Here is a 13,398-nt window from a genome sequence, read left to right on the forward strand (position 1 = left end):
CTGCCAGAGCCCCTCCCGTTGGTGACTTGCTCGCCACCCGTCTCCGCGCCTTGGGTGAACGTATCCGTGCCCATCGTGAACGCCAGAAGGTCAGCGCGACCGTGGCCGCGGAGGCGGCAGGCATGTCCCGCGTGACCTTGCATCGCATCGAACGCGGCGAGCCTTCCGTGACCATGGGCGCCTACCTGAGCGCCATCGATGCCGTCGGATTGCAGCTGGAGCTCCGCGATCCGCAGACCCGACCAGCCTCTGCCGGCGTCGCGAGCCTGCCTGCGCGTGTGCGGCTGGCGGACTTTCCGCAGCTCCAGCGTCTGGCCTGGCAACTGCACGACGTGGACGAACTCAGCCCGGCGGATGCCCTGAACCTGTACGAACGCAACTGGCGGCACATCGACCGCGCCCGCATGGAGCCGGCCGAGCGAGCCTTGCTCCAGGCCCTGGTGGACCAGTTCGGCGGAGGGCGGCTGCTTGTTTGAACGGCCCCACCACCGCCGCATCGCGACCGCCCTGGAGGCGCTCGACGCCGACGTGCTGGCGGCCAACGCCTGCCTGTTCGGCGGCGGGACCGCGATGGCATTGCGCTACGGCGAATACCGCGAGTCGGTCGACATCGACTTTCTCGTCTCCAGGGTCGATGGCTATCGCCAGCTGCGCCAGCGGCTGACCGGCGGCGACGGCATGCGTTCCATCACTCGCCCCGGCCATGCACTGAACCAGGCCCGCGAACTGCGCGCCGACCAGTACGGCATCCGCACCCTGCTGCAGGTCGACGGCGTCGACATCAAGTTCGAGATCGTGCTCGAGGGCCGGATCGACCTCGAAGCCCCCGGCCCGAACGATCGGCAGTGCGGTGTGGCAACGCTCACGCCGCTGGACATGGCAACGAGCAAGTTGCTGGCCAATTCCGACCGCTGGCGCGACGACGCCGTCATGAGCCGCGACCTGATCGACCTGGCGATGATGGCGCCCCCCAAGGCCCTGCTGAAGCGGGCCATGGATAAGGCCCAGGGCGCCTACGGCGACAGCGTGGCCGCCGATCTGGCCAGCGCCGTGGAGGACTTGCGCGCACGGCCGCATCGGCTGGACCAGTGCATGCAGGCGATGGCGATGACCACGGTGTCCAAGGCCGCGCTGTGGGCGCGCATCAAGGGGCTGGTGCGTTGAACAAGCACCGTCTCGTCGCGACAAATGAAAAGGGGCCCGCCATCGCTGACGGGCCCCTTGCTTGTTTTGGCTCCCCGACCTGGGCTCGAACCAGGGACCTACGGATTAACAGTCCGGCGCTCTACCGACTGAGCTATCGAGGAACAGAGCCTCGCATTATAGCCAGCTTTTTGGGGCCCCTAGAGGTCGGCCTGCACCGACACCCGTAGCGTGCGCGGGGCGAGCGGGAACAAGTACGCATGGCCGAACTGGTAGGGCGACTCGCGCCAGGCGCGGCGGTCGGCCAGATTGTCGATGCCCGCACGCCAGGTGAGCGCCGTGCCGCCCCAGCGGGTGTCGTAGCGCGCGGCGACGTCGACGCGGCTCCAGCCGCCGATCTGCGCGCTGTTGTCGGGCAGCGCCTGGCGGCGGCTCTCGGCCACCAGCGCACCTTGCAGCGTCAGGCCGGGCAGGGCGGCCAGGCGGTGATCCGCCTGCAGCTTGAGCGTGCGCGCCGGCACGTTGGTCGGCTCCTTACCGTCGATCGCCGGGTCGGCCGAGCCCGCCACGCGCGCCCGCAGCCACTGCGCGCCGGCGCGCAGCGTCCAGGCGTCCAGACGCAGCGCGAGGCCGGTCTCGAGGCCGCGGTGGCGCTGTTCGCCATCGGGGCGGCGCACGCAGGAGTCGTCGACGTCGCAAGGGCCGAAGTCGCCCAGGCGCGGCCGGCGGATGTCGAACAGCGCGGCGTTCCACTCGAGGAGGTCCGCGCTGCCGCGCGCGCCGATCTCGAGCTGGCGGCTGGTCTGCGTGAACGCCGCGCCGGCGTTGCTGTAGCGGCTGCGGTTGGGCGTGACGTCCGACTCCACCCCGCGGCCCCAGCTGGCATAGACCAGCTGGCCCGGCGCCCAGGCGTGGCTGGCGGCCGCGAAGGGCGTGGTGAAAGACTGGCTGTAGTCGGTGGGGCGCGGATCCGCGGGGTCGTTTCGCAGGCTTTCCCGCTGCAGCCGGGTGTGCCGCACGCCCAGCCACAGCGTGTTGCGCTCGTCGAAGCGGATCGCGTCACGCAGGCTGAGTTCGGTGGAGCGCTCGTCCCGGTCGGTGTTGAAGTCGTTCGGCGCCGGGTTGGCGGGCAGGTCGGTGACGCTGCCGTCGACGTTGCCGGTGCCGCTGAAGGCGAAGGTCTGCAGCCCGAAGCGGTTCGTCACGCGGCTGTGCAGCACACCGGCCGACAGCAGGTGTTCGACGCCGCCGGTGCGCAGCGTGCCGCTGACCGTGAGGTCGAGCGCATCGGTGCGGCGCCGCTCGTTGTCGCTGCGGAAGTCGTAGAGGTCGAAGTTGCCGTTCGGGCAATAGCGGTCGGCGTAGTAGGTGCCGTCCGGCGCGGGCTCGGGGTCGAAGCAACCGAACGGGAAGGCGATGCGGTCGTCGCTGGTCAGCCGCTGCGTCGCCGCATGAGCGACGAACTTCCAGCTGCCGGCGAGCTTGTGTTGCCAGCGCACCGAGGCCGTCGTGCCCTCCAGCACCACGGGCTGGGCCCAGGCCTGGTTGTTGAGGTTGATGCGCGGATCGGCGGGCGCCGGTACGGTGTCGCCGAGCAGGCTGAAGCCCGGCACGCTCGGCTGCGAGCGGCGGCTGTGCTCGATCTCCGCCTCGATCCGGGTGTCGGGGCTCAGGCGCCAGTCGCCGGCCAGGGCGAAGAGCTGTCGTTCGCCCTTCGCAGCGCGCACCTTGGGGTCGAGCCTGGCCGCGGCCGCATTGACGCGCACGCCGAAGGCTTCGCCCGCACCGAAGCGCTGGCTGAGGTCGACCGCGCCGCTCACCGTGGCCGATTCGCGCCACTCCAGCGAGGCGCTGCGCAGCGGCACGTCGGTCGGCCGCTTGACGACGAAGTTGACCAGCCCGCCCGGCGCGCTGGTGCCGGCCTGCATGCCGCTGGTGCCCTTGAGCACCTCGACCTGCGCCTTGTTGTCCAGCGCGATCGAGGTCTCGGCATTGATCGGCAGGCCGTCGCGGCGGTAGTTGAAGCGGTTGTCGATGACGAAGCCGCGCACCGTCAGGTAGTCCCAGTAGCCCTCGGTGTTGTAGGCGTCGCTGATCGCCGCGTCGAACGAGGTCAGGTCCGACAGGCGCTGCGCGCCGCGGTCGCGCGCCTGCTCGATGCCGAACACGGTCGCCTGGATCGGCGTGAGCGCGAGCGGGATGTCGCCCCAGCCGGAAACGCTCGCCACCGGCGTGGCGCGTCCCTGCACGACGACCGGGGCAAGTTGGGTCTCGGATGAAGCGGTCTGCGCGTGCGCCGCGCTGAAGCCGAGCGCGATCGCGAGGGCGATCGGCGTTCGGCTGATGCAGTGTCTGTGGTGGCGGTGAAGGCGTGCCATCGCGTGTCCTTGAATGGTCGATGGCAGGTCGGCGGGCCGGGTGGCCGCGCAACGCGGCGTCTTGGCCATGCTTCCCTGCGCGAGGATTACCTCAATCAGGTTCGAAGGGACTCTCTCAGTCGGCCGCTTCTCGCGAAGCGGACAACACCCCTAGCGGATGCCGTGCCTGTGCACAGCGGGCCGGATTATCGGCCAAAAGCAAAGGCCCGCCGAGGGCGGGCCTTGCTGTCGATGCGGCGCGCTGGCCTCAGTCGAAGGTCGGCGTCTCCACGCCCAGCACCTTGTGCAGCTTCGGGCTGGTGGTGGTGTACTGCAGGTGGATGCGCTTCTCGGGGAAGATGTAAGGCGCGGCCGCGAAGGCGGCCAGCGCGGCCTCGTGGAAGCCCGACAGGATGAGCTTCTTCTTGCCCGGGTAGGTGTTGACGTCGCCCACCGCGAAGATGCCCGGCGTGCTGGTCTCGAACTTCTCGGTGTCGACGACGATCTGCTTGCGCTCGATGTTCAGGCCCCACTCGGCGATCGGGCCGAGCTTGGGGCTCAGGCCGAAGAACACCAGCAGCATGTCCATCGGCACCAGGCGCGTGACGCCGTCGCCGCCGGTGACCTTCACGCCGGTCATGCGGCCGTCGCGTTCCTCGATGCCGGTGATCTGGCCGACGATGAACTGCATCTCGTAGGCGTCGCACAGTTCCTTCATCTTCGCCACGCTGGCCGGCGCGGCGCGGAAACCGTCGCGGCGGTGGATGAGGATGACGCTCTCGGCCTTGTTCGGCCCGTCCTGCACGAAGTTCAGCGTCCAGTCGAGCGCGGAGTCGCCTCCGCCGACGATCACCAGGTTCTTGCCGGCGAACTGCGCCGGGTTCTTCACGCGGTAGAAGACCTGCTTGTCGTCGTAGGCCTCGATGCCGTCGACCTTCAGCGTGCGCGGCTGGAACGAGCCCACCCCACCGGCGATGAAGATGGTCTTGGACAGGAAGCGCGTGCCCTTGCTGGTCTCGACGTAGAAGCGGCAGTCGTCCTGCTTCTGCACCACGGTCACTTCCTGGCCGTAGTGGTGGGTCGCGCCGAAGGGCTCGATCTGCTTGAGCAGGTTGTCGGTGAGCTCCTTGCCGGTGCACACCGGCACGGCCGGGATGTCGTAGATCGGTTTGTCGGGGTAGAGCTCGATGCACTGGCCGCCGGGGTAGGGCAGCGAGTCGATGATGTGCGCCTTGATCTCGAGCAGGCCGAGCTCGAAGACCTGGAACAGGCCCACCGGGCCGGCTCCGACGATCACCGCATCGGTCTCGATCGGGCCTTCGTGAGCACCGGCGGTGCGAGCCACTTCGTCGTTCAACTTCGGTTCCATGGTCTGGGCGGCCGAGCGGGCCGCGTTGCGTTTACTTGATCAGCTGGTCGAGCTTGCCCGTGCGGTCTTTCCACTCCTCGGCATCGGGCAGCGGGGCCTTGCGCTTGGTGATGCTGGGCCACTTCTTGGCCAGATCGGCGTTCAGCTTGATCATGTGCTGCTGGTTGCCAGGCACGTCTTCCTCGGGGACGATGGCGTTGACCGGGCACTCGGGGATGCAGACGGCGCAGTCGATGCACTCGTCGGGGTCGATGGTGAGGAAGTTCTGGCCCTCGCGGAAGCAGTCGACCGGACACACGTCAACGCAGTCGGTGTACTTGCAGCGGATGCAGGATTCGAGGACGACGTGGGTCATGGAAATTCGACTCTTGGCGGGTGGGAATGCGGCCTGATGCCGGGGGCGACCCGCGATTTTAGGCGCTCAGGGTTTCCGCTGGTTCTTGACCGGCCTCAAGAAGGAGGCTTTCCGTGCGTCCGCGCGACACCCCGGCCACCTCCGAGGCGCCGGCCCCCACGGTCACGATGGTCGGCCGCCCGGCGTGCAGCACGGTCGCACGGCCCAGCGTGGCCACGGTGTGCGCGCTGGCCAGCGCGTCCGGCCAGCCGGCGCGCGACACCACGCTGACCGGCGCGCCGGCCGGCCAGCCGGCCTCGCGCAGCCGGCGCGCCAGGGCGCCGAGCTGCTTGCCGGCCATGTAGAAGACCTCGGTGTCGGCGCTGTGGCCGCCTCGCAGAGCGCCTTCGCGTGTCATCGCGGTGGTCAGCGCCACGCTGCGGCCGCCGCCGCGGCGGGTCAGCGGCCGTTTCGTGTCGGCAGCGGCAGCCAGCGCGGCGGTCACCCCGGGCACGACCTCGCTCTCGATGCCGGCCTCGGCCAGAGACTGCAGCTCCTCCTCGAGCCGGCCGAACACGCTCGGGTCGCCGCCCTTCAGACGCACCACCAGCTCCGAAGCTGACGCATGGCGCACCAGCAGCGCATTGATCGTCGCTTGGCCGGTGCTGTCGGCAAAGCCGCGCTTGCCCACGTGCACCCAGGTGGCCGCCGGCGCGAGGTCGCGCAGTGCCGGGTCGGTCAGGGCATCGAACAGCACCACGTCGGCCTGCGCCAGCAGCCGCGCGCCGCGCAGCGTGATCAGGTCAGCGGCGCCCGGGCCGGCGCCGATGAAGGCGACCCGACCCATGATCAGGCTGCCGCGCGCACCAGCAGCGCGCCGCTCGTGCGGTGGCTCGCCGGGTCGACGACGATCAGCGCACCGCCGACGCGATTGGTCTCGTAGCTCTCCACCGGCAGCGGCTGCTGCACCTCCACCGTCACGTGGCCGATGTCGTTGGCGGCCAGCTCATGGGCATCGGTCTCCGCGAGCGTATGGATGTCGAGGCGGTGGTCGATCGCGCTGATGCGTGCCTGCACCCAGCGGTTGCCGTGGCGCACCCAGTACTTGCGGCCGACCACGGCCGGCTCGGTGTCCAGCCAGGCCAGCGTAGCGCTGAAGCGATGCGAGGCCTGGATCGCCTGCGGCGTGGCGATCCAGTCGCCGCGCGAGACGTCAAGCTGGCGGTCGAGCACGACGCCGGCCGACTGGCCTGCCGCCGCCTCGTCGACCACCGCACCGGCCAGGCGCACCTCGGCCACCGTGGCGGTCTGGCCGCTCGGGAACAGCTGCACCGCGTCGCCGGCCTTCACGCGGCCGTGGGCGATGCGGCCCCACAGCGTGCGCGGCTGGTTGCCGGTGCCCTCGCCCTCGCGGGCCACGTACTGCACCGGCACGAGCAGGTCGCCGTCCTGACGCTCCTGCGCGGTGGGCAGGCTCTCCAGCACCTGCAGCAGCGAGGGGCCGTCGTACCAGCCGGTAGCCATCGGCCGGGTGACGTTGTCGCCGCGCAGCGCCGACACCGGCACGATCGCAGCCACGCGGATGCCGGCGGCCTCGGCGAAGCCGAGCAGCGCATCGCGCACTGCGGAATAGGCGCGCTCGGGGTGTCCGACCGCATCGAGCTTGTTGACCGCGAACACGATGCTCGGCACGCGCAGCAGGTGGGCGAGCAGTGCATGGCGGCGCGTCTGCGGCAGCAGCGACACCGGCCGCACCGAGGTGTCGAGCTTGGTGATGTCGACCAGCACCACGGCGGCGTCGCTGCCCGCGGCGGCGGTGACCATGTTGCGCGTGTACTGCTCGTGGCCCGGGGCGTCGGCGATGATGAACTTGCGCGCCTTGGTGGCGAAGTAGCGGTAGGCCACGTCGATGGTGATGCCCTGCTCGCGCTCGGCCTCCAGGCCGTCGGTCAGCAAGGAAAGGTCGATCGGCGCGCCCGCGGCCTTCTTCTCCAGCGTGTCGAGCTGGTCGGCGAGGATGGCGCGGCTGTCGTACAGCAGCCGGCCGATCAGCGTGCTCTTGCCGTCGTCGACGCTGCCGGCGGTCAGGAAGCGCAGGGCGCGGTGGTCCTTCGGGGGCGTGGTGGCGGTCATCAGAAATACCCTTCCTTCTTGCGACGCTCCATCGAGGCGTCCGACGTGCGGTCGTCCATGCGCGTGGCGCCGCGTTCGCTGACGGTCACCTGCAGCGTCTCGGCGACGATCTCGGTGGCATTGGCGGCGCCGCTTTCCACCGGGCAGGTGCAGGTCATGTCGCCCACGGTGCGGAAGCGCACCTGCGCGGTCTCCACCGTCTCGCCGGCCTCCGGCGGGGTCACCTCGGTCAGCGGCACCAGCAGGCCCTTGCGGCGGATCACGTGGCGGTCGTGCGCGTAGTACAGGCCCGGCAGCGGGATGTTCTCGCGGGCGATGTACAGCCACACGTCGAGCTCGGTCCAGTTGCTGATCGGGAAAGCGCGCATGTGCTCGCCGGGACGGATGCGCGTGTTGAACAGCGTCCACAGCTCAGGGCGCTGCTCCTTGGGCTGCCACTGGCCGAAGCTGTCGCGGTGGCTGAAGATGCGCTCCTTGGCGCGCGCCTTCTCCTCGTCGCGGCGCGCGCCGCCGAGCAGCACGTCGAAGCGGTGCTCCTCGATGGCCTCGAGCAGCGTCACCGTCTGGTGGCCGTTGCGCGATTCGAGCGGGTGCGCCAGGCGCACCGTGCCGCGCTTCATCGAATCCTCCAGGTGGCCCACGACCAGGCGCTCGCCCATCTCGGCCACGCGGCGGTCGCGGAACTCGATCACCTCGGGGAAGTTGTGGCCGGTGTCCACGTGCAGCAGCGGGAAGGGCAGCCGGCCCTTGTAGCTGCCGTCGGCCTGGCGGCTCTTGAAGGCCTTCTCGGCCAGGCGCAGCACCACGCACGAGTCCTTGCCGCCGGAGAACAGCAGCGCCGGGCGCTCGAAGGCGGCGGCGGTCTCGCGCAGGATGAAGATCGCCTCTTCCTCCAGCCAGTCGAGGTGGGTGTGGTCGAGTTCGGGCAGCAGCTGCTCGACGGACAAGGGCGCATTCATCGCGGGGCTCCCATCATCGACACCTCGGCGACCGGGGCGTCCTTCACATGCAGGCCACATTCCTTGGCCTTCTCGTCTTCCCACCACCAGCGGCCGGCGCGGAAGGGCTCGCCCACGGCGATGGCGCGCGTGCAGGGCGCGCAGCCGATGCTGGGCATGAACTCGTCGTGCAGCGGGTTGAAGGGCACGTCGTGGGTGGCGATGTAGTGCCACACGTCGGCCCAGCTCCAGTCGGCCAGCGGGTTGAACTTCGTGCGGCCCTTGTCATCGCTCTCGCTGAACGGCACCACCGCGCGCGTGTCCGACTGCTCGCGGCGCAGCCCGGTCACCCAGGCGCTGGCGCCGGCCAGCATGCGCGAAAGGGGTTCGAGCTTGCGGATCGCGCAGCACTGCTTGCGCAGCGCGATGCTCTCGTACATCGCGTTGTCGCCATGCGACGCGACGAAGTGGATGACCGATTCCTGCGCCGGCCTGAACACCTCGACGGCCAGGCCGTAACGCTGTTCGATGCGCGGGATCAGCGCCACCGTCTGCGGATGCAGCTGGCCGGTCTCCAGCGTCGCCACCGCGACCGGCAGCCCATGGCGCGCGATCAGGTCGGTGATCACCATGTCCTCTGCGCCCAGGCTGGTGGCCTGCACGATGCGGCCGGCGTGCTCGGTGGCCGCGCTCTGCAGCACCGCGACGGCGTGGGCCACGCGCTCGTCGAAGCCGACAGTGGCGCGGGCGTACAGCGCGACGGCGCTCATATCGCGGCCCCCGCGTTGAGAAACTCGGCGGCTTTCGCCACCGCCGCCTGCGCCGCCTCCGGCCTGGCGAACAACGGCCGGTTGTCGCGGGTGTCACCCTGGTAGTGCGCCGGGAAGAAGGAGATCGCGCGTTCCGCGGCTTCGATCGACTGGTCGTGGCGCAGCACGGCGGCATCGAAGCCGGTGCGCGAGAGCAGCGGCACCATGTCGACCAGCACCTCGCCGGTGGCCCGCACCTCGCCGCCGAAGCGGTAGCGCGAGCGCAGCAGCCGCGCCTGGCTGTAGGCCCGGCCGTCCACCCACTTCGGGAAGTGCAGCGCCACCAGGCCGAAGCGCGGCAGGTCGGCCGCGAAGTCTTCGATGTCCTCGTCGTTGGCGAGCTTCAGGCCGACCGGCACGCCGTCGGGCCAGTGGGCGCGCACCGCGTGCCACTGATTGCTGTCCAGCAGCAGGTGCGGTGCCGGGTTGATGCTGACCGGCGGGCCGTCTTCGCCGCCGAGGGCGTGCCAGCGGTCCTTGTGAGTGTCGATGAATCGCATGGGAGGGCTCCTCGTGCTCAGGCGGCCAGCGCCGTGGCGCGCCGCACCGCATTGGCCGGGCCCTTGAAGGGCTCGATGCCGATGCGGCGCACGGTGTCGATGAAACGTTCGCTGCCGGTGCGGTGCGCCTTGTAGGTCTCGATCACGGCCTCGATCGCATCGGCCACCTCGTCGGCGGCGAACGACGGGCCGATCACCTTGCCGGGCACGGACGCGCCCGACAGCGTCGAGCCGTCGGCGCCGCCGAGCGTGAGCTGGTACCACTCGCTGCCGTCCTTGTCGACGCCGAGGATGCCGATGTGGCCGCTGTGGTGGTGGCCGCAGGAGTTGATGCAGCCGCTGATGTGCAGATCGATGTCGCCGATGTCGTCCTGCTCGTCGAGGTCGGCGAAGCGCTCGGTGATCTGGGCGGCCACGGGGATCGAGCGGGCGTTGGCCAGGCCGCAGAAGTCACCGCCCGGGCACGCGATCATGTCGGTGAGCAGGCCGATGTTCGGCGTGGCGAAGCCGGCGTCCTTGGCGGCGTGCCACAGCGCCTCGAGCTCGCTCTCGCGCACCCAGGGCAGCAGCAGGTTCTGGTCATGCGTCACCCGCAGTTCGCCGGCGCTGTGGCGGTCGGCCAGCGCCGCGGCGGCTTCCATCTGCGCGGTGGTCACGTCACCGGGGGGCTGGCCGGCGCGCTTGAGCGACAGCGTCACCGCGCGATAGCCGACGAGGCGGTGCGCATGCACGTTGCGCTGCAGCCAGCGCGCGAAGGCGCCGCTGGCCTGCTTCGGCCAGGCCGGTGCGGCGCCGGCCTCGCTCACGCCTTGCGGCAGCACGAAGCTGGCCTTCACGCGCTCCAGTTCGGCCGCGGGGATGCGGTGCGCCGCGCCGTCGACGTCGTCGGCCAGGATGCGCGCGAACTCGGTCCCGACGGCGTCGATGAACTTCTGCCCCTCGGCCTTGACGAGGATCTTGATGCGCGCCTTGTAGGCGTTGTCGCGGCGGCCGTAGCGGTTGTACACGCGCACGATGGCCTCGATGAACAGCAGGATTTCCTGCCAGGGCAGGAACTCGCGGATCACCGTGGCGATCACCGGCGTGCGGCCCATGCCGCCGCCGACCAGCACCTTGAAGCCGACCTCGCCGCGCTCGTTCTTCGCGAGCTGCAAGCCGATGTCGTGCCAGGCGATGGCCGCGCGGTCCTCGGCCGCGCCGCTGACGGCGATCTTGAATTTGCGCGGCAGGAAGGCGAACTCCGGGTGCAGCGTGCTCCACTGGCGCAGCAGCTCGCAGTAGGGGCGCGGGTCGACGATCTCGTCGGGTGCCACGCCGGCCAGCGCGTCGCTGGTGATGTTGCGGATGCAGTTGCCGCTGGTCTGGATGCCGTGCATGTCGACCTCGGCCAGCAGGTCCATCACGTCGGCGCTCCTGGCCAGCGGGATCCAGTTGAACTGGCAGTTCTGCCGCGTGGTGAAGTGGGCGTAGCCGCGGTCGAACTCGTGCGCGATGCGCGCCAGCTGGCGCAGCTGGTTCGAGCCCAGCGCGCCGTAGGGCACGGCGATGCGCGCCATCGGCGCGTGGCGCTGGATGTACCAGCCGTTCTGCAGGCGCAGCGGGCGGAACTCGTCTTCACCCAGCTTGCCGGCGAGGTTGCGCTCCAGTTGGTCGCGATACTGCGCGGCGCGCTGGCGAACGAACAGGCGGTCGAAGTCGGTATATCGGTACATCTCAGTGGATCACTTTCAGTCCGGCGGTGACGAGCGCGGCGCACAGCAGGCCGCGCACCAGCTTCTCGGGCATCTTTCGTGTGAGCTGCGCGCCGATCCAGATGCCGGGCACGCTGCCGATCAGCAGGGCGCCGAGCAGGCTCCAGTCGACGTGGCCCAGGGTGGCGTGGCCGATGCCGGCCACGAAGGTCAGCGGCACGGCGTGGGCGATGTCGGTGCCGACCACGCGGTGCGACTCCAGCCGCGGGTAGAGCAGCATGATCAGCGTGGCGCCGATGGCGCCGGCGCCGATCGAGCTCAGCGACACCAGCACGCCCAGGATCAGGCCGCACAGCACGGTGAGCCAGGGCTTGTGCTGCTCGGGCAGCCAGCGCTCCAGGCGCAGGCCGACGGCATGCCAGGCGCTGCGGTAAGCCACCACCACCGCGGTCAGCAGCAGCGCGACGCCCAGCGAGAAGGTCAGGGCGCTGGCCCAGCCCTTGGTGATGCCGGTGGCATGCATCAGTGCCACCATGGCCAGCGAACCCGGGATGCTGCCGGCCAGCAGCAGGCCGGTGATGCGCCAGTTCACGTGGCCGGCATTGTGGTGCGAGACCGAGCCGGCGGTCTTGGTGATCGCGGCGAACCACAGGTCGGTGCCGATGGCCACCGCCGGGTTCAGCTTGAACACCGACAGCAGCAGCGGCGTCATCAGTGAGCCGCCGCCGACGCCGGTCATGCCGACGATGGCGCCGACGCCGAAGCCGCTGAGAATCGCAATCCAGTCCATGGGCCGCCGAGAAGTTGAAACGGCCGCCGGAGGGCAGCCGATGGGCGGACTCTAGGCAGTCGTTATATATACGAGAAGAACTTTGTTGTTTGTTGTTTATGCTCCATGAGAATAAAGAGCGGGTGAACCTCGCCCGCCGCGCCTGGCTGGCCCGGCCCGCGGCCGGCTCGGCGGTGTGGCTGGCGGGTTGCCAGAGTGCGCCGGTGGCGCCGCCGCCCGTGGTGGCCGAGCCGCAGCCGCCGGCGCCGCCACCCGCCCCGCCGCCCCCGCCCAAGCCGCCGCGGATCGGCCTGGCGCTGGGCGGTGGCGCCGCGCGCGGTTTCGCCCACATTGGCGTGATCCAGGCGCTGGAGGAGAGCGGCATCCGCCCCGACCTGGTGGTTGGCACCTCGGCCGGCAGCCTGGTGGCGGCGCTCTATGCCTCGGGCAAGCGCCCGGCCGAACTGATCCGCCTGGCCGATTCGATGGACGAGGCCTCGATCACCGACTGGGCCTTTCCCGGCCGCGGTCTGATCCGCGGCGAGGCGCTGGCGCGTTTCGTGCGCGAGCACACCGGCGCCAGGACCATCGAGCAGATGACATTGCCACTGGGCATCGTGGCCACCGATCTCGACTCGGGCGCGCCGATCCTGTTCCAGCGCGGCGACACTGGCGTCGCCGTGCGCGCCTCCAGCGCCGTGCCGGCGGTCTTCCAGCCAGTGAAGATCGGCAACCGCGAGTATGTCGACGGCGGTCTGGTGTCGCCGGTGCCGGTGCGCTTCGCCCGGCAGATGGGTGCGGAGATCGTGATTGCGGTGGACATTTCCGCGGCACCGGAAGGCGCCGGAACCGGCGACGCGCTGCGCATGCTGCTTCAGACCTTCGCGATCATGGGGCGCAGCATCAACCAGTTCGAGCTGCGCGACGCCGACGTGGTGCTGCGCCCGCGGCTGCCCGGGGTGTCGGGCGCCGACTTCGCGGCGCGCAAGCGCGTCATCCAGGCCGGCCGCGAGGCCGCCCTGGCCGCGCTGCCCGACCTGCGCGCCACGGTTGCGGCGCGCATGCACTGAACGAGCACCTGGCGGCCAAAAGAAAAGGCCCGGAAAACCGGGCCTTGGAAGGTACCTGGAGGTACCGAGGAGACAACCTTTCAGGGAGACCGCCGGCTCTCGCTGGCGGCTCTCCATAGATCGGGCACTCCCCGGTTAGTTCAAGCCGGCCACAATTCTTTGCATTCCGGCCCGAACCCCCGAGGGGCGCGTTCAGGCAGCGCGCTTCGCCTTCGACGTGGCGGCCTGGGTGGCCTTCACGGCGGTGCTGGTCACGGCCTGGAAGTTGGCTTCGGCCACTTCGGC

At 70.1% G+C, this 13,398-nt stretch carries 13 protein-coding genes and 1 tRNA gene; 3 read left to right on the forward strand and 11 right to left on the reverse strand.

The features are described from left to right. Positions 1 to 476, forward strand: a 476-nt coding sequence (locus AB7U92_RS09280; protein ID WP_428575902.1) for a helix-turn-helix domain-containing protein, incomplete at its 5' end; no start/stop codon positions are given. Continuing rightward, complete coding sequence (locus tag AB7U92_RS09285) at positions 469 to 1,164, forward strand: nucleotidyl transferase AbiEii/AbiGii toxin family protein (protein ID WP_428575903.1); 696 nt, start codon at positions 469 to 471, stop codon at positions 1,162 to 1,164. The genes AB7U92_RS09280 and AB7U92_RS09285, both read left to right, overlap by 8 nt. 67 nt (positions 1,165 to 1,231) lie before the next feature. On the opposite strand, the gene AB7U92_RS09290 is transcribed toward AB7U92_RS09285, so the two are convergent. The 11 genes from AB7U92_RS09290 to AB7U92_RS09340 all read right to left on the reverse strand — a co-directional run bounded on the left by AB7U92_RS09290 (position 1,232) and on the right by AB7U92_RS09340 (position 12,064). Then, positions 1,232 to 1,307, reverse strand: a tRNA-Asn gene (locus AB7U92_RS09290). 36 nt (positions 1,308 to 1,343) lie between these two features. Continuing rightward, on the reverse strand, positions 1,344 to 3,521 hold the full coding sequence (locus tag AB7U92_RS09295) for a TonB-dependent siderophore receptor (RefSeq protein WP_428575904.1): 2,178 nt from the start codon (positions 3,519 to 3,521) through the stop codon (positions 1,344 to 1,346). A gap of 247 nt (positions 3,522 to 3,768) precedes the next feature. Beyond that, complete coding sequence (locus tag AB7U92_RS09300) at positions 3,769 to 4,869, reverse strand: NAD(P)/FAD-dependent oxidoreductase (protein WP_428575905.1); 1,101 nt, start codon at positions 4,867 to 4,869, stop codon at positions 3,769 to 3,771. 31 nt (positions 4,870 to 4,900) lie between these two features. Beyond that, on the reverse strand, positions 4,901 to 5,224 hold the full coding sequence (gene fdxA / locus AB7U92_RS09305; protein WP_428575906.1) for a ferredoxin FdxA: 324 nt from the start codon (positions 5,222 to 5,224) through the stop codon (positions 4,901 to 4,903). Between the two features lie 58 nt (positions 5,225 to 5,282). After that, complete coding sequence (gene cobA / locus AB7U92_RS09310; protein WP_428575907.1) at positions 5,283 to 6,050, reverse strand: uroporphyrinogen-III C-methyltransferase; 768 nt, start codon at positions 6,048 to 6,050, stop codon at positions 5,283 to 5,285. Between the two features lie 2 nt (positions 6,051 to 6,052). Then, positions 6,053 to 7,336 carry a sulfate adenylyltransferase subunit 1 gene (locus tag AB7U92_RS09315; RefSeq protein ID WP_428575908.1) on the reverse strand — a complete coding sequence of 428 codons (1,284 nt, stop codon included), beginning with the start codon at positions 7,334 to 7,336 and terminating at the stop codon, positions 6,053 to 6,055. Continuing rightward, complete coding sequence (cysD, locus tag AB7U92_RS09320) at positions 7,336 to 8,295, reverse strand: sulfate adenylyltransferase subunit CysD (protein ID WP_428575909.1); 960 nt, start codon at positions 8,293 to 8,295, stop codon at positions 7,336 to 7,338. The genes AB7U92_RS09315 and cysD overlap by 1 nt, the downstream gene beginning before the upstream one ends. Then, positions 8,292 to 9,044 carry a phosphoadenylyl-sulfate reductase gene (locus AB7U92_RS09325; protein WP_428575910.1) on the reverse strand — a complete coding sequence of 251 codons (753 nt, stop codon included), beginning with the start codon at positions 9,042 to 9,044 and terminating at the stop codon, positions 8,292 to 8,294. Before AB7U92_RS09325 ends, cysD begins: the two co-directional genes overlap by 4 nt. Next, positions 9,041 to 9,583, reverse strand: coding sequence for a DUF934 domain-containing protein (locus AB7U92_RS09330; protein ID WP_428575911.1), 543 nt, complete (start codon positions 9,581 to 9,583; stop codon positions 9,041 to 9,043). Before AB7U92_RS09330 ends, AB7U92_RS09325 begins: the two co-directional genes overlap by 4 nt. A 17-nt stretch (positions 9,584 to 9,600) precedes the next feature. Further along, a complete protein-coding gene (locus AB7U92_RS09335; protein WP_428575912.1) occupies positions 9,601 to 11,295 on the reverse strand; it encodes a nitrite/sulfite reductase in 1,695 nt (564 codons plus the stop codon). 1 nt (position 11,296) lies between these two features. Beyond that, positions 11,297 to 12,064 carry a sulfite exporter TauE/SafE family protein gene (locus tag AB7U92_RS09340; RefSeq protein WP_428575913.1) on the reverse strand — a complete coding sequence of 256 codons (768 nt, stop codon included), beginning with the start codon at positions 12,062 to 12,064 and terminating at the stop codon, positions 11,297 to 11,299. A 98-nt stretch (positions 12,065 to 12,162) separates the two neighbouring features. On the opposite strand from AB7U92_RS09340, the gene AB7U92_RS09345 reads away from it, so the two are divergent. Then, a complete protein-coding gene (locus AB7U92_RS09345; protein WP_428575914.1) occupies positions 12,163 to 13,113 on the forward strand; it encodes a patatin-like phospholipase family protein in 951 nt (316 codons plus the stop codon). The last annotated feature ends 285 nt before the right edge of the window (positions 13,114 to 13,398 follow it).

It is taken from the genome of Piscinibacter sp. (assembly GCF_050175855.1).
Taxonomy (GTDB): Bacteria; Pseudomonadota; Gammaproteobacteria; order Burkholderiales; family Burkholderiaceae_C; genus Piscinibacter.

Excerpts from the sequence above, each read along its gene's own strand:
- cobA (WP_428575907.1), bottom strand. The coding sequence starts at position 6,050 with ATGGGTCGGGTCGCCTTCATCGGCGCCGGCCCGGGCGCCGCTGACCTG.
- AB7U92_RS09330 (WP_428575911.1), bottom strand. The coding sequence starts at position 9,583 with ATGCGATTCATCGACACTCACAAGGACCGCTGGCACGCCCTCGGCGGC.
- AB7U92_RS09300 (WP_428575905.1), bottom strand. The coding sequence starts at position 4,869 with ATGGAACCGAAGTTGAACGACGAAGTGGCTCGCACCGCCGGTGCTCAC.
- fdxA (WP_428575906.1), bottom strand. The coding sequence starts at position 5,224 with ATGACCCACGTCGTCCTCGAATCCTGCATCCGCTGCAAGTACACCGAC.
- AB7U92_RS09295 (WP_428575904.1), bottom strand. The coding sequence starts at position 3,521 with ATGGCACGCCTTCACCGCCACCACAGACACTGCATCAGCCGAACGCCG.
- AB7U92_RS09335 (WP_428575912.1), bottom strand. The coding sequence starts at position 11,295 with ATGTACCGATATACCGACTTCGACCGCCTGTTCGTTCGCCAGCGCGCC.
- AB7U92_RS09315 (WP_428575908.1), bottom strand. The coding sequence starts at position 7,336 with ATGACCGCCACCACGCCCCCGAAGGACCACCGCGCCCTGCGCTTCCTG.
- AB7U92_RS09325 (WP_428575910.1), bottom strand. The coding sequence starts at position 9,044 with ATGAGCGCCGTCGCGCTGTACGCCCGCGCCACTGTCGGCTTCGACGAG.
- AB7U92_RS09340 (WP_428575913.1), bottom strand. The coding sequence starts at position 12,064 with ATGGACTGGATTGCGATTCTCAGCGGCTTCGGCGTCGGCGCCATCGTC.
- cysD (WP_428575909.1), bottom strand. The coding sequence starts at position 8,295 with ATGAATGCGCCCTTGTCCGTCGAGCAGCTGCTGCCCGAACTCGACCAC.
- AB7U92_RS09345 (WP_428575914.1), top strand. The coding sequence starts at position 12,163 with ATGCTCCATGAGAATAAAGAGCGGGTGAACCTCGCCCGCCGCGCCTGG.